Raw genomic sequence first — 17133 nt, 5'->3', positions numbered from 1 at the left:
CACCCTAGGCGGGGGTCCGACACACTTCCCCCATGGGCCAGACCTTCACGACCGAGATCCAGGCGCGCTACCGCGACATCAACCTCGCCGGGCACGTCGACAACGTCGAGGCGGTCCGGGTGCTCGACGAGGCGCGCTACGAGTTCCTGCGGTTCGCCCGCCTGCCGGGCCTGCCGGACGGCGCGACCGGGCTGCTCCACGGGACCGATCCCGGGGTCTCTGAGCTCGTCGCCTCGCAGACGATCGAGTACCACTCCGAGATGCGGTTCGTGCCCTACCAGCCGTTCCTCGCCTCCCTCTGGGTCTCCCGGCTCGGCCGCTCGTCGTTCACCGTCGCCGCCGAGCTCCGCGTCGAGGCGGGCGGGGGTCCGGCGGCGGTCTGGGAGTGCGTGAACGTGCTGTGGGACCACCGCGCCCAGTCCGCGTGGACGATCAGCGACGCGGTGCGCACCGATCTCGAGCGCTACCTCGGCGACCCGGTGGGCTTCCGCCGCTGAACCTCCGGTCGAGCCCCTCCCGGGCCCGGGCGACGCAAGGTCAGGACTCGGGCGCGCCCAGCAGCTGCCGCACCCTCGCCGGCCCCAGCGCCAGCACCAGGGTGGGCAGGCGCGGCCCGCGGTCGGCGGAGACCAGCAGGTTGTAGAGCAGGCGGAAGAAGTCCTTCTGGTCGGCCTTCACCTCGTCGGTGGGCGCGTCGTCGAACCCGAGGCCGCGGGCGACCTTCGGGACGCCGTAGACGACGGACGTCACGCTGTCGAGGTCCGGCTCGGAGGGGAGCCGGTCGAGGAAGATCCGCAGCCACAGCTGCTCGTCCTCGGTGAGCGAGCCGAGGCGCTCGGCGTCGGGCGTCTCGCGCACCGTGGTGCGCTCGTCGGCCGGCACGTGCTCGGCGGTCCACTGCATCGCCTTGGACAGCCGCGGCTCGAGGTCGGCGACGGAGTCGTGGGGGAAGCCCGAGGACTCGATGACCCGCGAGATGAGCTCGGCCGAGCCGGCGGTCACGTCGGCGACGGACGACAGGGTGCGGAACGGGACCGCGACGGCCGGGGTCGGCAGGCGCCCCGCCGAGGCGGTCGCCGAGGCGCGGTGCCACGCCAGGGTGGCGACGTCGGCCTTCGCGGGGTCGGCGGCCTTGCGGCCGAGGGCGTCCCACTCGTCGTAGAGGCGGACGACGGCGGGACCGAAGTCGATGTCGAAGGCCTGGGTGGGGGCCCGGCGGACGTAGAGCCAGCGCAGCAGGGGCGCCTCGAGGATCCGCAGCGCGTCGGCGGCGGTCGGGACGCCTCCGGCCGACGACGACATCTTCTGCACGCCGGCGAACCCGACGAACGCGTAGATGACGCGTGCCGGCGCGCGCCAGTCGAAGATCGACGACACGATCTCGGTGCCGACGGTGTAGGACGAGCCGGGGGTCATGTGGTCGCGCCCGGCCGGCTCGAAGTTGACCGACTCGTAGGCCCAGCGCATCGGCCAGTCGACCTTCCACACGAGCTTGCCGTCGGTGTCGGTGGACAGGTCGGTGGTGCCCTCGTAGCCGCACGAGGAGCAGGTGTAGGACAGCGTCGTGGTGGCGTCGTCGTACGCCGTGGTGGTCACCGTGTCGCGGCCGCACTGGCGGCAGTAGGGGCGGTAGGGGAACCGGGCGATCGCGTCGCCGGTGCCTGAAGCGGCCGGCTCGGCGTCCTCGTTGGCGACCGAGTCGGCGAGGTCGGCGGCCTCCTGGGCGGACGCGTCCTCTCCGGCGGTGACCTTCCTGGTGCGGTGCCGGGCGAGCACCGCCTCGATCTCGTCGCGCCGCGCGACCGCCCGGAGGACCTGCTCGCGGTAGGCGCCGGAGGTGTACATCTGCGTCTGGGAGATCTCCTCCATCTCGACGCCGAGGTCGCGCAGCGCCGCCTGCAGGGGCGCCTTGAAGTGCTCGGCCCAGTTGACGTGGCACTCCCACGGGTCGGGCACGGCGGTCAGCGGGCGGCCGATGTGGTCGGCCCACTCGGCCGGCACGCCCGCCGGGACCTTGCGGAAGCGGTCGAAGTCGTCCCAGGAGTGCAGATGGCGCACCGGCACGCCGCGGCGCCTCAGCTCCTCGGCGACGAAGTGCGGGGTGATGAACTCGCGCAGGTTGCCCAGGTGGATCGGGCCGCTGGGGGAGGCGCCGGAGGCGACGGTGACCGGGCCGTCGCCGGCGTGGCGTACGGCGTCGTCCGCCGCCCGCGTCACCCAGTCGACCGGATCGCCCTGCTGTCCACCTCGTGCCATGGGTGCAAGGCTATCGGGGCTGCCGGGGCGTCGGAGCCGTCCCCCGTGGCGGCTCCGACGCTGTGCTCCAGGGAGCGGGCCGCCGCGCACCCCCGTCCGCGACCGGCCGGGACCAGTATGAAGTGGCCGGTCGCTGCCACCGTGGTCATGAGTGCCGCTGGCAGTAACCTGCCAGCATGGCAGCAGACCCGTCCTCGGTCCTCGCGGCGCTGGGCCTCGACCGGCGGGCCGAGCAGCTGTACTTCCGGCTGGTGCCGGTCTCGGGGCACACCCTCGTCGGCGTCGCCCGGCTCGTGCAGGAGCCGCCCGCCAGCCTCCTGGGGCGGCTCGCCCCGCTGCAGGCCCTCGGCCTGGTGGTGCTGGACGAGGACAGGCTGGTCGTGCCGCCGCTCGCGGAGGTGCTCTCGGACCTCGTCGAGCAGGAGTCACGCCTCGCCGCCACCTCGGCGTCCCGCCTGCACGAGCTGTCCCGCGCGCTGCCGCACCTCGTGGCGGCCGCGACCCGCCCCGACGTCGGCGACCTCAGCGACATCCGCCCGCTCGACGGCGAGCTGAGCTCGGGCGGCGACCCGCTGGAGCTGCTGCACCTCATGATGCGGACCAGCCGGGGCGACATGCTGTGGCTGCGGCCCGACGCGTGGGCCCTGCCTCGTGAGTCCCGGGTCGGCGAGCTGCTCGGGGAGGCGATCGCCAGCGGACGACGCTCGCGCGCGATCTACCCGGTCCGCGCGCTGACCGAGGCGCCCGAGGCGCTGCGCGCCCGGGCGCGGCTCGGGGAGCAGGTGCGGGTGATGTCGGAGCTCCCCACGCGCATGTTCATCCTCGGCGACGCCCACGCGGTGCTGCCCGAGCCGATCGGCTACACCGACGAGCCGCGCGTCCACGTGAGGCAGCGCTCGATCGTGGCGGCACTGACCATGTGGTTCGAGCTCCTGTGGTCGCGCGCCGCGCCGGTCCCCGAGCTCGAGACCGGCACCGGGCACCCCGACGAGCGCCAGTTCCTCCTCGACCAGCTGATGGCCGGTGCGACCGACGAGGTCATCGCCCGCAAGCTGGGGCTCGGACTGCGCACCGTGCGTCGCCGCGTCGCGAGCCTGATGACCGAGCTGGGCGTCGACACCCGGTTCCAGGCGGGCGCCGAGGCGGTCCGGCGCGGCTGGCTCTAGGCAGGCGGCCCCGGGCGGCCCCGGGCGGGCCTGGGCGGGGTCCCCCTGCTCAGGGCAGGATCATCGAGTACGCCGCGCGCTCCAGGCGCCAGCTGCGGCTGCGCTCGGGGCCGGAGACCTCCCCGTCGGCGGACAGCCAGAACTCGTCGCCGCTGACCTTCACCGAGGTGCCGCGCAGCGTGACCACGTCGTCGCGCTCGTCGTGCTCGCCCTTGCGCAGGCCCGCGGCGTAGCCGAGCTTGGCCGTCGACGACACGGCCCGGCTGATCATCACGTCGAGCAGGCCGTCCTCGGTGTCGGCGTCCGGGTTGAGCTCGGTGCCGCCGCCGACCTGCGCGCCGTTGCCGATGGCGACCATGAGGACCGGCCGGTCGACGTCGTTGACCACCTTCCCGTCGAGCTCCACGCGCAGGCGCCAGCTCGGTGGGTGGAAGGCCGACAGGAGCGCGCCGATCGGGTAGCCGAGGCGGCCGAGGTTGACGCTGCCGACGCCGACGGCGCCGAGCCGGGTCTTCCACTTCGCGCCCTTGCGGCTCGCCTGCGCGCCCACGCCGACGTGCACGTTGTTGACCACCACGTTGCCGGTCTCGTCGACGATGAGGTCGACCCGGCGCGGACGCCCGGACAGCACCAGGCGCGCGGCGTCCTCGATGTCGAGGGGGATGTCGTTGCCGCGGGCGAAGTCGTTGCCGGTGCCCATCGGCAGCAGCCCGAGCGTGGCGTCGGCGAGCTCGTGGCGCTTGTGCAGCGCCGTCACGACCGCGTGGAGGCTCCCGTCGCCGCCGGCCACCACGACCGTGCGCCCGCCGGCGCGGTGCAGCACGCCGTCGAGCTCGCCGGGGTTGGAGGTCCGCTCCACCTCGACCGACGCCTTGTCGCGCAGCACCGACAGCGCCGAGTTGAGCCGCACCTCGTCGGAGGTGCCGGCCTCGGCGTTGGTGATGACGAGGAGGGATCGCACGGCCGGACCATAGCCCACCGCGGCCCCGCCCCCGGGACGCCCGCCGGGGCACACCGCCCGGGTGCGGTAGCGTGGGGCCGCAAGAGCCCCGTGCCTCGTGCCGGGGCTGTTCCCATGTGCTGGCTCCATCCGGTGGTCCCGCCGTGAGGCAGAGCCGTGAGACAGAGGAGGGCTGAGATGCCCGCGATCGTCGTGCTCGGCGCCCAGTGGGGCGACGAGGGCAAGGGCAAGGCCACCGACCTGCTGGCCACCACGGACCCGATCGACTACGTGGTCCGCACGAGCGGTGGCCACAACGCCGGCCACACCATCGTCGTCAACGGCGAGAAGTACGCCACCCACCTGCTGCCCAGCGGCATCCTCACGCCCGGCGCCACCTCCGTCATCGCCGGCGGCGTGGTGGTCTCGCCGGAGGCGCTGTTCCGCGAGCTCGACGGGCTGCTCGCCCGCGGCGTGGAGGTGGCCGACCTCAAGGTGAGCGCGAACGCCCACGTCATCGCGAGCTACCACGCCACGATCGACAAGGTCACCGAGCGCTTCCTCGGCAAGAACCAGATCGGCACGACCGGACGCGGGATCGGGCCGGCCTACGCCGACAAGACCAACCGCGTCGGCGTGCGCATCGCCGACCTGTTCGACGAGAAGATCCTCACGCAGAAGGTCGAGGCGGCCCTCGACGTGCGCAACCACCTGCTCACCAAGGTCTACAACCGGCGGGCCATCGAGGTGGACGCGGTCGTGGAGGAGCTGACGTCGTACGCCGAGCGGCTGCGGCCGATGGTGTGCGACACCTCGCTGCTGCTCAACCGGGCGCTCGACGCCGGCCAGACCGTGCTGTTCGAGGGCGCGCAGGCCACCATGCTCGACGTCGACCACGGCACCTACCCGTTCGTGACGTCGTCGAACCCCGTCGCCGGCGGCGTGTGCGTCGGCGCCGGCGTCGGCCCGACCCGCATCGACCGCGTGATCGGGGTGATCAAGGCCTACACGACCCGCGTCGGCTCGGGGCCCTTCCCGACCGAGCTGTTCGACGAGGACGGCGCGCGCCTGCAGCAGCTCGGCGGCGAGGTCGGCGTCTCCACGGGCCGCACCCGCCGGTGCGGGTGGTACGACGCGGTGGTGGCCCGCTACGCGAGCCGGGTCAACGGCCTGACGGAGTTCTTCCTCACCAAGCTCGACATCCTCGGGGCGTGGGAGCGCATCCCGGTGTGCGTGGCCTACGAGGTCGACGGCGAGCGGGTCGACGAGATGCCGATGACGCAGACCGAGTTCCACCACGCCACGCCCGTCTACGAGTACTTCGACGGCTGGCAGAGCGACATCTCCGGCTGCCGCACCTTCGACGAGCTGCCGAGGAACGCGCAGGCCTACGTCGAGGCGCTCGAGGAGATGTCCGGTGCCCCCATCTGGGGCGTGGGCGTCGGCCCGGGCCGCGAGCAGACCGTGGTGGTGCGCGGGTGAGGACGCTCGTCGTCGGCAGCGGCGGGCGCGAGCACGCGCTCGTCCTCGCCCTCGCCGCCGAGCCGGGCAGCGAGGTGCACGCCGCTCCGGGCAACCCGGGCATGGGCGAGGTCGCCACCCTCCACGAGGTGGACCCGATGGACGGCGAGGCCGTCGCCGCCCTCGCCACCGCCGTCGGTGCCGACCTGGTCGTCGTGGGCCCCGAGGCGCCCCTCGTCGCGGGCGTCGCCGACACCGTGCGGGCGGCCGGCGCGGCCGTCTTCGGTCCCTCCCGCGCCGCCGCCCGGCTCGAGGGCTCCAAGGCGTTCTCCAAGGACGTGATGGCCGCGGCCGGCGTGCCGACCGCGGGCTCGCGCACCTGCACGACCCCCGAGGAGGTCGCCGCGGCGCTCGACGCCTTCGGCGCCCCCTACGTCGTCAAGGACGACGCGCTGGCCGCCGGCAAGGGCGTCGTCGTGACCGGCGACCGCGAGGCAGCCCTGGCCCACGCGGCCGGCTGCGACCGGGTCGTGGTGGAGGAGTTCCTCGACGGTCCGGAGTTCTCCCTGTTCGTCGTCTGCGACGGCGCCGTCGGCCGCCCGCTCCTGCCCGCCCAGGACTTCAAGCGCATCTTCGACGGCGGCCGCGGACCCAACACCGGCGGCATGGGCTCGTACGCCCCGCTGGCCTGGCTGCCCGACGGCGTCGTCGACACGGTGATGGCCGACGTCGTCGCCCCGACGCTGGCGGAGATGCGGCGCCGCGGAGCGCCCTTCGTCGGCTGCCTCTACGTCGGTCTCGCGCTGACCGCCGCGGGCCCGAAGGTCATCGAGTTCAACTGCCGCTTCGGCGACCCCGACGTCCAGCCGGTCCTCGCGCTGCTCACCTCCCCGCTGGGCGCGCTGCTGCTGGCGGCGGCCGAGGGCGACCTGGCGTCCGCACCCGAGCCGACGTTCGCCGACGGCGCGGCCGTGTCGGTCGTCCTGGCCAGCGCGGGCTACCCCGAGACCTCGTCCACGGGAGACGTGATCCGCGGGGTCGGCAGCGCGAACGGCGTCCACGACGTCGACGTGATCCACGCCGGCACGGCGATCGTCGCCGCACCCGAGGAGGGCGACCCCGACCACCGCCACCTCGTCACCGCCGGCGGCCGGGTGCTCGCCGTACGCGCCGTCGGGTACGACGTCGCCGACGCCCGAGCGCGCGCGTACGCCGCCGCCGACCTGATCTCCTTCGACGGCCTGCAGCGACGCTCCGACATCGCCGCCGAGCCGCTCGGCGTCGTCGAGGGCGCCGCCTCGCGTGGCTGACGCCCCGTTCCCGCCCTGCGTCGCGCTGCACGTGCGCGAGGTGCTGCACGGCGCGGAGTGGGCCTCGTGGGACGAGCGCGTGGTCTCCGACGACGGTCACCTCCTCGCGAGCGTGGTGGCCGACGGCACGCCCCTGGCGTTCGCCGACCACCCGTTCCCGCACCCGTGGGGACACCTCGCCGCGTGGACCGGCACGACCGTCCTCAAGCTGCGCCGCGCGGGCGACTGGTACTCGGTGTGGAAGTTCTTCAGCGCCGACGGCCTCTCCTTCCTCTCCTGGTACGTCAACTTCGAGACACCGGTCGTGCGCACCGCCGACGGCGTCGACGTCGACGACCTCCAGCTCGACGTCGTCATCGACCCCGACGGGTCGTGGCGGTGGAAGGACGTCCACCACCTGGCGCCGGCGCTCGCATCGGGCCGCATCACGCAGGACGAGCTGCTCGCCGTCCTCGCCGCCGCGAGCGAGGTCGCCGACCTGCTCGACCGCGACGACCGCTGGTGGGCGCCGTGGGACGGCTGGGCGCCGCAGGATGGGAGGATCGGGTCGTGAACGTCCCCAACGTGCTGGCCACCCGCTACGCCGGTGCCGACCTCGCCGAGATCTGGTCGCCCGAGCACAAGATCGTCCTCGAGCGGCAGCTCTGGATCGCCGTGCTGAAGGCGCAGCGCGACCTCGGCATCGCGGTGCCCGACGGCGTCGTCGAGGCCTACGCGAGCGTCGTCGACCGCGTCGACCTCGACTCGATCGCCGCCCGCGAGCGGGTCACCCGCCACGACGTGAAGGCGCGCATCGAGGAGTTCTCCGCGCTCGCCGGGCACGAGCACATCCACAAGGGCATGACCTCGCGCGACCTCACCGAGAACGTCGAGCAGCTGCAGGTGCGCCGCTCGCTGGAGGTCGTGCGCGACCGGGCGGTGGCCGCGCTGGTGCGCCTCGGGAGGCTCGCCGCCGAGCACGAGACGACCGCGATGGCCGGACGCTCGCACAACGTCGCCGCCCAGGCCACCACCCTCGGCAAGCGCTTCGCCACCGTCGCCGACGAGATGCTCATCGCGGTCCAGCGCATCGAGGAGCTGCTCGCCCGCTACCCCCTGCGCGGGATCAAGGGGCCGATGGGCACGGCGCAGGACATGCTCGACCTGCTCGACGGCGACGCCGCGAAGCTCGCGTCGCTGGAGGAGCGGGTCGCCCGCCACCTCGGCTTCGAGCAGGTGCTGACCAGCGTCGGCCAGGTCTACCCGCGCTCGCTCGACTTCGACGTGGTGTCGGCGCTGGTGCAGCTGGTCAGCGGCCCGTCGAACCTGGCGACGACGATCCGGCTGATGGCCGGCAACGAGCTGGTGACCGAGGGCTTCAAGGAGGGCCAGGTCGGCTCGTCGGCGATGCCGCACAAGATGAACAGCCGCTCGTGCGAGCGGGTCAACGGCCTCGCGGTGGTCGTGCGCGGCCACCTGTCGATGATCAGCGAGCTCGCCGGCGACCAGTGGAACGAGGGCGACGTGTCGGACTCGGTCGTGCGCCGGGTCGCGCTGCCCGACGCGTTCTTCGCCACCGACGGGCTCTTCCAGACCTTCCTCACGGTGCTCGACGAGTTCGGCGCCTTCCCGGCGGTGATCCAGCGCGAGCTCGACCGCTACCTGCCGTTCCTCACCACCACCAAGGTGCTGATGGCGGCGGTGCGCAACGGCGTCGGCCGCGAGGCCGCGCACGAGGCGATCAAGGAGGCCGCCGTCGGCACCGCCCTCGCGATGCGCTCGGGCCAGGCCGACAACGACGTCTTCGCCAAGCTCGCCGCCGACGAGCGGCTCGGGCTCACCCGCGACCAGATCGACACGCTCGTCGCCGACCCGATCGAGTTCACCGGCGCCGCGGTGGCCCAGACCCGCGCGGTCGTGGCCCGGGTCGAGGCGCTGGCGCAGCGGCACCCCGGCGCGGCGGCGTACGCCCCCGGCGCGATCCTCTGACGCCGGACCGGTCGGCGCGGACCGGTCAGTCCCCGAGCCGCCAGGACCGGACAGCGGCGGCGAGCGCGACCGACAGCACGGCGAGCGCAGCGACCAGGGCCGAGCGCGCCGCGACCGGCGCCGAGGCCACGGCGTCGACGGCCTGGTAGACGGTCATCAGCAGGGCAGCTCCGAGCGCGGAGCCGATCCGCTGGCCCGTCTGGAGGGCGCCGCCCGCCGCCCCGCCCATGCGTGGCGGCACGTCGGCGAGGGTGAGGGTGAAGTTGGGGGAGATGACACCCCCGCCGCCGACCCCGGCGAGGAACATCGCCGGCGCCAAGGTCCACCAGAGCCGGTCGGAGGGCTGGGTGACCAGCCACGCGGCGAGGGCGGTGCCGGTCATCATCACCGACAGCGCGAGGAGCGTCACGCGCCGCCCGATCCGGCCGACCAGCCGGCCGGCGAGCGGCGACGTGGTGGCGGCGCCGACGGCGAAGGGCGTCATCAGCAGCGCCGCGTGCAGCGGTGCGAACTCCTCGCCCTCCTGCAGGTGCACCGACAGCACGAGGAAGATCCCGGTGAAGCCGGTGAAGTACAGCGTGCCGACGAGCAGGCCGTTGGCGTAGCCCGGCAGTCCGCTGAGCAGCGAGACGTCGAGCAGGGGCGGGCGGTCGAGCCGGACGGTGCGCCGCTCCCACCGCGCGAACGCCCAGGCCAGCGGCGGGAAGGCCGCCAGCAGCACCAGCGGCAGCCCGGCCCCGCCCTCGAGGCTGATGAGCGGGAAGAGCACGGCCAGGACCGCGAGGCCGAGCAGCACCGCGCCGACGAGGTCGACGCGGGGGTCCTTCTCGGCCTCCGCCCCCGCGTCGTTGTCGGGCACCATCCGCCGGATCAGCACCAGCGCCACGAGCCCGATCGGCACGTTCACGAGGAACAGCGAGCGCCAGCCGTCCTCCTCGCCGAGCAGGCCGATGAGGGCACCGCCGATGAGCGGTCCGGTGGCCGAGGCGACGGCCACGGTGAAGCCGAACATGCCGAAGGCGCGCCCGCGCTCCTCGCCCCGGAACAGCTGCTGGATCAGGCCGGAGTTCTGCGGTGTCAGCAGCCCGGCGCTGGCGCCCTGCACGAGCCGGGCGAGCACGATGGCCGCGGCGTTGGGCGCCAGCCCGACGGCGGCGCTGGACACCACGAAGCCGACGAGGCCGATCGTCATCAGCCGGCGGCGGCCGTGCGCGTCGCCGAGCCGCCCGCCGGCTACCAGCGTCATGCCGAACGCGAGGGCGTACCCCGAGACGACCCACTGGATGGTCGCGGCCGAGGTGTCCAGGCTCGAGCGGATCGAGGGGACGGCGACGTTGACGATGGTCACGTCGAGCAGCGACATGAAGCCGACGACCAGCGACACGGCCAGCACGCGCCAGCGGCGCGGGTCCGGCTCGTACGCCGACGCCTCCGCCGAGGCGGCGTCGGTCTCCTCGCTCCGGGTCATCGACGCCAGCCTTCCATCCGGTGCCACGCCGCGGACCATCCGGGAGGGTCCATCATGGTGGTGTGAAGGCAGTCCAGGTGCGCGTGACCGGACGGGTGCAGGGCGTCTCCTTCCGCTGGTACACCCAGGAGCAGGCGCGCCGGCTCGGCGTCGCGGGATGGGTGCGCAACGAGCCGGACGGCTCGGTGCTCCTGCACGCGGAGGGCGACGACGAGGCGGTCGACGCCCTCGTCGCGTGGTGCCACGACGGCCCGGCCACGGCGCGCGTGGAGCACGTCGCGGTCCGCGACGCGCAGGTCGGCGGCGCCGGCGGCTTCGAGGTCGTCGGCTGAACGACGTGGCCGGGATCTCGTCGTCCTCGGCTTCGCGCGGCCGGTCCGTGCCCACGACACTGGCGCCATGACCGCCCCCGTCACCGTGTCCGTCACCCGCCACGTCGACCCGTCGCGGACGACGGAGATGCTGGCCTGGGTGCAGGCGGGGACGTCGCTGGCCGAGCGGTTCGACGGCTTCCTCGGGTCGGGCTGGGTGCGTCCCAGCGAGGACTCCTCGGAGTGGCACATGCTCTACCGCTTCGCCGACGCCGACTCGCTCGCCGCCTGGGAGGCCTCCCCGCAGCGCGCGTGGTGGCTCGAGGCGGCCCAGGGCAGCGTGGAGGAGAAGAGCCGTGAGCGGCGTACGGGGATCGAGGGCTGGTTCGACGAGCCGGCGTCCGTCGAGATGCTCAGCGCCGCACCGGTGGCGCCCCCGCGGTGGAAGCAGATGATCGTCATCTTCATGGTGTTCCTGCCGCTGAGCCTGCTCGCCAACTTCGTCGCCTCGCGCACCATCTCGGACTGGCCGCTCGTGCCGCGCGTGGCGCTCGTGACCACGGTGATGACGCCGCTGATGACCTACGTCTTCCTGCCGTTCATGACCAGGCGCATGAGCTGGTGGCTGCACCGGTAGGTCCCGCACGGCGGCGGGCCGTCCCCTGACCGGGCCGCGCGCACTAGGCTCGGCGCGTGGCCGAGCTGAACATCCCCGCCGCCCCGGTGGTCGAGGGCACCACCCACCTGCACTCCGGCAAGGTGCGCGACCTCTACCGCATCGACGGCGGTGAGCACGAGGGCCGGCTGCTGATGGTCGCCAGCGACCGCATCTCGGCCTACGACTTCGTCCTCGACTCCACGATCCCCGACAAGGGCGAGATCCTCACCCGGATGTCGCTGTGGTGGTTCGACCAGCTGTCCGGCCTGGTGGGCAACCACGTCGTCTCGACCGACGTGCCGGCCGCCGTGTCCGGCCGTGCCGTGATCTGCGAGCGGCTCGAGATGTTCCCCGTCGAGTGCGTGGCGCGCGGCTACCTCACGGGGTCCGGCCTGCTCGACTACCGCCGCACCGGCGAGGTGTGCGGCATCGCGCTGCCGCCGGGTCTCGAGGACGGCAGCCGCCTGCCGGAGCCCGTCTTCACGCCCGCGACCAAGGCCGCCCTGGGCGACCACGACGAGAACGTCGACTACGCCGCCGTCGTCGACGCGGTCGGTGGGGATGCCGCCGCGGAGCTGCGCAGGCTCACCATGGAGGTCTACGACCGGGCGCACGCGCTGGCGCGCGGCCGCGGCATCATCCTGGCCGACACCAAGCTCGAGTTCGGCCGGCGGCCGGACGGTACGACGATCCTCGCCGACGAGGTCCTGACCCCCGACTCCAGCCGCTTCTGGCCGGCCGACCAGTGGCAGCCGGGCCGCGCGCAGGCGTCGTACGACAAGCAGATCGTGCGCGACTGGCTCACCGGCGAGTCCGGCTGGGACCGCACGTCGGGCGAGGCGCCGCCGCCGCTGCCGGACGCTGTCGTGGAGCGCACCCGGGCCCGCTACGTCGAGGCCTACGAGCTGCTGACCGGGGAGCGGTTCTGAGCGCCCGTCGCATCGAGGCGGCCGTGCGGCTGCCGGTCCCGGCGGAGACGGCCTTCCGCTACCTCTGCGACCCCCGCAACCGGCCCGAGTGGCAGTCCTCGCTGCGCTCGGTCGACGTGCCCGCCGACGAGGAGCCGCACCTCGGGCAGGTGTGGCGCGACACCACCACGGTCGGCGTGCGCCCCCACCTGGAGACGACCGAGCTGGTGCCGTTCCGCGTCTGGGCCGAGCGGGGCCGCTGGCGCGGGGTGACCGCCACCCTCGCGCTGCACTTCACCGAGCTGCCGGGCGGCTGCCGGGTGCGCGCGGAGGGCGAGGTCGACGGGCGCGGGCTGTGGGCGCTGCCGGCCGTGGCGGCCGGCGTGCTGGCCTCCGGCGCCATCGCGGCGGACCTGCGCAAGGCCGGCCGGATCCTCGCCGATCGGCAGGCGCCCTGAGTAGGTTGGCGCCATGCCGAACCTCTCCTCGCTCCTCGAAGGCTCCGCCGAGGCCCACCCCGACCGCACGGCGCTCGTGCTCGGCGACACGCGCCTGACGTACGCACAGGTGGACGCCGCCGCCAACCAGGTCGCCGACCTGCTGGTCTCCCGCGGCATCGAGCCGGGCGACAAGGTGGCGCTGAGCTGCCCGAACCTGCCGCACTTCCCGATCGTCTACTACGGGATCCTCAAGGCCGGGGCGACCGTGGTGCCGCTCAACGTGCTGCTCAAGGGACGCGAGGTGGCCTACCACCTCGACGACTCGGACGCGAAGGCGTACTTCTGCTTCCAGGGCACCGCCGAGCTGCCGATCGGCGCCGAGGGGCACGCCGGCTTCGAGCAGGCCGCAGGCTGCGAGCACTTCTTCGTCATCACCGCCGACCCGGCCGCCGAGTCGCCGATCCCGGGGGCCCAGACGCTCGGTCAGGCGCTCGTCGGCCGGTCGCCGGTCTTCGAGACCCGCGACGTGGACGGCGACGACACCGCGGTCATCCTCTACACCTCCGGCACCACCGGCCAGCCCAAGGGCGCCGAGCTGATGCACCGCAACATGATCTCCAACGCCCTCGTCAGCGACCAGCTGTTCGACGCCGACGCCGAGCGCCCCGACACCCTGCTCTGCGTCCTGCCGCTCTTCCACTCCTTCGGCCAGACGGTGATCATGAACGCCGGGTTCGCCTTCGGCGGAACGATCGTGCTGCTGCCGCGGTTCGAGGCCGGCCCCGCGCTGTCGTTGATGGAGAAGGAGGGCGTCACCTTCTTCGCGGGCGTCCCCACGATGTACTGGGGCCTGCTCGGCGCCCTCGACGACTCCGGCGTCGACGTGCGGACGGTGGCCGAGCGGGTGCGCGTCGCTGTCGCCGGCGGCTCCGCGCTGCCGGTGGAGGTGCACAAGGAGTTCGAGCGCCGCTTCGGGGTGACGATCCTCGAGGGCTACGGACTATCGGAGACCTCGCCGGTGGCCAGCTTCTCGGTGTACGGCGAGCCGGTGCGGGTGGGCTCGATCGGCGTCCCCATCCCCGGGGTCGAGATGAAGCTGATCAGCCCGGAGCCCGGCGTGCGCGAGGACCTCGACGAGGGCGAGGACGTCGTCGGCGAGATCGCGATCAAGGGCCCCAACGTCATGAAGGGCTACCACGGGCGCCCCGACGCGACCGCCGAGGCGATCGTCGACGGCTGGTTCCGATCCGGCGACCTGGCCCGCAAGGACTCCGACGGCTGGTACTACATCGTCGACCGGTCCAAGGACATGATCATCCGCGGCGGCTACAACGTGTACCCCCGCGAGATCGAGGAGGTCCTGCTGACCCACCCCGGCGTGTCGCTGGCGGCCGTCATCGGCGTGCCCGACGAGAGCCACGGCGAGGAGATCAAGGCCTTCGTCATCCGCGCCGAGCGCGCGGACCTCACCGAGGACGAGCTGGTCGCGTGGGCCAGGGACCAGATGGCGGCCTACAAGTACCCGCGGATCGTCGAGTTCGTCGACGCGCTGCCCATGACCGCCACCGGCAAGATCCTCAAGCGGGAGCTGGCCTGATGCGTGCACTGCTCGTCGCCCTCGGTGTGCTCATGGTCCTCGTCGGCGCGCTGTGGACCGGCCAGGGCCTCGGCTACGTCGGCGGCAGCCCGATGACCGACGAGGCCGTGTGGGCGATCATCGGGCCGCTCGTCGCCGGGCTCGGCGTCGCGCTGGTGATCGCGGCGTCGCGCCGCCCCAGGTGACCTACGGCCGACGGAGCGTCACCGGGGCGGGGGCCTCGGCCCCGCGGGCGTGATGCCGAGCCGCTCCTGCAGCGCGATCGCGTCGAACGGGGCGTGCACCTTGGCGTCGTTGTCGAAGTAGACGAGCACGTCGAGGCCGGCCGCCGCCCAGCCCCGGACCTTGTCGGCCCACATGTCGAGGGCGGCGTCGGAGTACCCGCTGGCGTACAGCTCCTCGTCACCGTGCAGGCGGACGTGGACGAGCGAGCTCGTGACCTCGTCGAACATCGGCCACGTGCCCGCCGAGTCGGCGACGACCATGCCGATGTCGTGGGCGCGGAGCAGCTCGCAGAACTCGGGGGTGCGGAAGGAGCGGTGCCGGACCTCCAGGACGTGCCGCAGCGGCCGGTCGACCGGCGTCGTGGGGTCGGCGGGCTCCTTGAGCCGGTCGGGGTCGTGGTGGGCGGCGGCGTACGCGGCGGCGTCGGTGGTGCGACGCGGGAGCAGGTCGAAGAAGGACGCCAGCCGGTCGGGGTGGAAGCCCAGGTTGGGCGGCAGCTGCCACAGCATCGGCCCCAGCCGGTCGCCGAGCGACAGCACGCCGGAGGCGAGGAACGTGCCGAGGGGCACCTCGACGTCCACGAGCTTCTTCATGTGCGTGATGAACCGGGGGCCCTTGACGGCGAAGAGGAAGTCCTCGGGCACCTGCTCGGCCCACGTCCGCCAGCTCGACGGCCGCTGCAGCGAGTAGAACGAGCCGTTGATCTCGACGCTGGTCATCCGCTCGCCGACGTGGGCCAGCTCGAGCCGCTGCGGAAGCCCCGGCGGGTAGAACTGCCCGCGCCACCCGGCGTACCTCCAGCCGGAGATGCCGACCCGGATCATGGGCACCTCCTGCCACCTCCGTCGCACGGTGAGCACCCCGCGTACCCGCCTGGCGTCCGGGCATGCGTCGCCGACTTCGGACCCGGCCGCCCGGTCACTAGAATCGTGCTCGCCCCCTCCAGCCTGTCCCCAGGAGCACTTCGTGGCCCGAGTCGTCGTCGACGTCATGCCCAAGCCAGAGATCCTCGACCCCCAGGGCAAGGCGGTGCTCGGAGCACTGCCCCGCCTCGGGTTCGACCTCGTCACCGACGTCCGTCAGGGCAAGCGGTTCGAGCTGCAGGTCGACGGCGAGATCACCGACGCCGTGCTGGCCCGGATCGAGGAGGTCGCCGGGACGCTGCTCTCCAACCCGGTGATCGAGGACTTCGAGGTCCACGTCGAGGAGCACTCCGTGGCCGAGGTCGCCCAGGGGGCGGGCCGATGAGGGTCGGCGTCGTCACGTTCCCCGGCTCGCTCGACGACGTCGACGCCCGCCGCGCGGTGAGCATCGGCGGCAACGAGGCCGTCGCCCTCTGGCACGGCGACGAGGACCTCAAGGGCGTCGACGCGGTCGTGCTGCCCGGCGGCTTCTCCTACGGTGACTACCTCCGCTGCGGGGCCATCTCGCGCTTCGCGCCGGTGATGACCTCGGTGATCGAGGCCGCGGGCAAGGGCATGCCGGTGCTGGGCATCTGCAACGGCTTCCAGATCCTGTGCGAGTCGCACCTGCTGCCCGGTGCGCTGATCCGCAACGACCACCGCAGGTTCGTGTGCGTCGACCAGCGGCTGCGCATGGAGCGCGTCGACACCCCGTGGACCTCGGCGTACGCACCGGGCCAGGAGGTCACCATCGTGCTCAAGAACGGCGAGGGCGGCTTCGTCGCCGACGAGCACACCCTCGACCTGCTCGAGGGCGAGGGCCGCGTCGTCGCGCGCTATCTCGACGGCAACCCCAACGGCTCGCTGCGCGACATCGCCGGCATCTCCAACGAGCGCGGCAACGTCGTGGGGCTCATGCCGCACCCCGAGCACGCAGTGGAGGACCTCACCGGCCCCGGCACCGACGGACTGGGCTTCTTCACCTCGCTGGTGGAGCACGCCTTCGCCGGAGCCTCCGCGTGACCCCACGCCGGCTCCACCGCGTCGTCGCGGTCGCCGAGGCGGTCACCTGGGCGCTGCTCCTGACCGGCATGTTCCTCAAGTACGTCACCGAGACGACCGAGCTCGGGGTCCGGGTCTTCGGCATGGTGCACGGCGTCGTGTTCATCGCGTACTGCCTGGCGACGGTGCTGCTGTGGGTCGACCAGCGGTGGCCGGTGAGCCGCCTGGCGCTGGGCCTGGTCGCCGCCGTGCCGCCGTTCGCGACGGTGCCGTTCGAGAGGTACGCCGAGCGCTCCAGGCTGCTCGGCGACGCCTGGCGGCTGCGCTCGGAGCACCCCCGCGGGCCGCTGGAGACGGTCACCGCGTGGCTCCTGCGGCGCCCCGCCCAGGGCCTGCTGGTCGGCCTCGTCGCCGTCGCCGGCCTGACCGGCGTGGCGCTCCTCGTCGGTCCTCCGGCCTGACGCGCGGGCGGCGGTCCGCCCCACCCACCCCACCCACTCCCTGATCCCCCGCTTAGGCGG

Annotated in this window: 19 protein-coding genes; 15 read left to right on the top strand and 4 right to left on the bottom strand. The window is 73.3% G+C overall.

The window, feature by feature from the left end:
* The first annotated feature begins 32 nt into the window (after nucleotides 1-32).
* Nucleotides 33-497, top strand: coding sequence for an acyl-CoA thioesterase (locus tag J3P32_RS06710; RefSeq protein WP_210439033.1), 465 nt, complete (start codon nucleotides 33-35; stop codon nucleotides 495-497).
* 40 nt (nucleotides 498-537) lie between these two features.
* On the opposite strand, the gene lysS is transcribed toward J3P32_RS06710, so the two are convergent.
* Nucleotides 538-2256 (bottom strand): lysine--tRNA ligase, encoded by a 1719-nt coding sequence (lysS, locus tag J3P32_RS06705; protein WP_210439032.1) that lies wholly within the window; start codon nucleotides 2254-2256, stop codon nucleotides 538-540.
* A 176-nt stretch (nucleotides 2257-2432) separates the two neighbouring features.
* Between lysS and J3P32_RS06700 the strand changes: the two genes are divergently transcribed.
* Nucleotides 2433-3422, top strand: coding sequence for a helix-turn-helix transcriptional regulator (locus J3P32_RS06700; protein ID WP_210439031.1), 990 nt, complete (start codon nucleotides 2433-2435; stop codon nucleotides 3420-3422).
* Nucleotides 3423-3471: 49 nt separating this feature from the next.
* On the opposite strand, the gene J3P32_RS06695 is transcribed toward J3P32_RS06700, so the two are convergent.
* Entirely contained in the window at nucleotides 3472-4383 is a 912-nt protein-coding gene (locus J3P32_RS06695) for a diacylglycerol/lipid kinase family protein (RefSeq protein ID WP_307861602.1), read from the bottom strand.
* A 177-nt stretch (nucleotides 4384-4560) separates the two neighbouring features.
* Here J3P32_RS06695 and J3P32_RS06690 point away from each other — a divergent pair, with 177 nt between their 5' ends.
* The 4 genes from J3P32_RS06690 to purB are packed head-to-tail and all read left to right on the top strand — an operon-like array spanning nucleotide 4561 to nucleotide 9101.
* On the top strand, nucleotides 4561-5844 hold the full coding sequence (locus tag J3P32_RS06690) for an adenylosuccinate synthase (protein WP_210439029.1): 1284 nt from the start codon (nucleotides 4561-4563) through the stop codon (nucleotides 5842-5844).
* Nucleotides 5841-7133, top strand: a complete 1293-nt coding sequence (gene purD, locus J3P32_RS06685; RefSeq protein ID WP_210439028.1) for a phosphoribosylamine--glycine ligase — start codon at nucleotides 5841-5843, stop codon at nucleotides 7131-7133. Before J3P32_RS06690 ends, purD begins: the two co-directional genes overlap by 4 nt.
* Nucleotides 7126-7686: a DUF402 domain-containing protein gene (locus J3P32_RS18415; RefSeq protein ID WP_210439027.1), complete on the top strand. Its 561-nt coding sequence runs from the start codon at nucleotides 7126-7128 to the stop codon at nucleotides 7684-7686. The genes purD and J3P32_RS18415 overlap by 8 nt, the downstream gene beginning before the upstream one ends.
* The gene (gene purB / locus J3P32_RS06675) at nucleotides 7683-9101 is read left to right on the top strand and encodes an adenylosuccinate lyase (protein ID WP_210439026.1); all 1419 of its coding nucleotides are present in this window, start codon (nucleotides 7683-7685) and stop codon (nucleotides 9099-9101) included. The genes J3P32_RS18415 and purB overlap by 4 nt, the downstream gene beginning before the upstream one ends.
* 25 nt (nucleotides 9102-9126) lie before the next feature.
* On the opposite strand, the gene J3P32_RS06670 is transcribed toward purB, so the two are convergent.
* Entirely contained in the window at nucleotides 9127-10569 is a 1443-nt protein-coding gene (locus J3P32_RS06670; protein ID WP_210439025.1) for an MFS transporter, read from the bottom strand.
* Nucleotides 10570-10631: 62 nt separating this feature from the next.
* On the opposite strand from J3P32_RS06670, the gene J3P32_RS06665 reads away from it, so the two are divergent.
* From J3P32_RS06665 to J3P32_RS06640, 6 genes are all read left to right on the top strand, one after another.
* Nucleotides 10632-10901 carry an acylphosphatase gene (locus tag J3P32_RS06665; RefSeq protein ID WP_210439024.1) on the top strand — a complete coding sequence of 90 codons (270 nt, stop codon included), beginning with the start codon at nucleotides 10632-10634 and terminating at the stop codon, nucleotides 10899-10901.
* 67 nt (nucleotides 10902-10968) lie between these two features.
* Nucleotides 10969-11517, top strand: coding sequence for an antibiotic biosynthesis monooxygenase (locus J3P32_RS06660; RefSeq protein ID WP_210439023.1), 549 nt, complete (start codon nucleotides 10969-10971; stop codon nucleotides 11515-11517).
* 56 nt (nucleotides 11518-11573) lie between these two features.
* A complete protein-coding gene (locus J3P32_RS06655) occupies nucleotides 11574-12467 on the top strand; it encodes a phosphoribosylaminoimidazolesuccinocarboxamide synthase (protein WP_210439022.1) in 894 nt (297 codons plus the stop codon).
* A complete protein-coding gene (locus J3P32_RS06650; RefSeq protein WP_307807856.1) occupies nucleotides 12356-12904 on the top strand; it encodes an SRPBCC family protein in 549 nt (182 codons plus the stop codon). Before J3P32_RS06655 ends, J3P32_RS06650 begins: the two co-directional genes overlap by 112 nt.
* A 13-nt stretch (nucleotides 12905-12917) precedes the next feature.
* A complete protein-coding gene (locus J3P32_RS06645) occupies nucleotides 12918-14483 on the top strand; it encodes a long-chain-fatty-acid--CoA ligase (RefSeq protein WP_210439020.1) in 1566 nt (521 codons plus the stop codon).
* Nucleotides 14483-14668, top strand: a complete 186-nt coding sequence (locus J3P32_RS06640) for a hypothetical protein (RefSeq protein ID WP_246849954.1) — start codon at nucleotides 14483-14485, stop codon at nucleotides 14666-14668. The genes J3P32_RS06645 and J3P32_RS06640 overlap by 1 nt, the downstream gene beginning before the upstream one ends.
* Before the next feature lie 18 nt (nucleotides 14669-14686).
* Here J3P32_RS06640 and J3P32_RS06635 read toward each other — a convergent pair whose 3' ends face one another.
* Nucleotides 14687-15532, bottom strand: a complete 846-nt coding sequence (locus J3P32_RS06635) for a DUF72 domain-containing protein (protein ID WP_210439019.1) — start codon at nucleotides 15530-15532, stop codon at nucleotides 14687-14689.
* Nucleotides 15533-15674: 142 nt separating this feature from the next.
* On the opposite strand from J3P32_RS06635, the gene purS reads away from it, so the two are divergent.
* From purS to J3P32_RS06620, 3 genes are read left to right on the top strand one after another with little or no spacing between them, the layout of a single operon-like run.
* Nucleotides 15675-15956 (top strand): phosphoribosylformylglycinamidine synthase subunit PurS, encoded by a 282-nt coding sequence (gene purS / locus J3P32_RS06630; RefSeq protein ID WP_210439018.1) that lies wholly within the window; start codon nucleotides 15675-15677, stop codon nucleotides 15954-15956.
* Nucleotides 15953-16633 carry a phosphoribosylformylglycinamidine synthase subunit PurQ gene (gene purQ / locus J3P32_RS06625; RefSeq protein ID WP_210439017.1) on the top strand — a complete coding sequence of 227 codons (681 nt, stop codon included), beginning with the start codon at nucleotides 15953-15955 and terminating at the stop codon, nucleotides 16631-16633. Before purS ends, purQ begins: the two co-directional genes overlap by 4 nt.
* Nucleotides 16630-17073 (top strand): DUF3817 domain-containing protein, encoded by a 444-nt coding sequence (locus J3P32_RS06620; RefSeq protein ID WP_210439016.1) that lies wholly within the window; start codon nucleotides 16630-16632, stop codon nucleotides 17071-17073. The genes purQ and J3P32_RS06620 overlap by 4 nt, the downstream gene beginning before the upstream one ends.
* Nucleotides 17074-17133 lie beyond the last annotated feature (60 nt).

The organism is Nocardioides xinjiangensis, assembly GCF_017916385.1.
Classification (GTDB): Bacteria; Actinomycetota; Actinomycetes; order Propionibacteriales; family Nocardioidaceae; genus Nocardioides; species Nocardioides xinjiangensis.
This window is presented reverse-complemented; position numbering and strand designations above follow the sequence as displayed.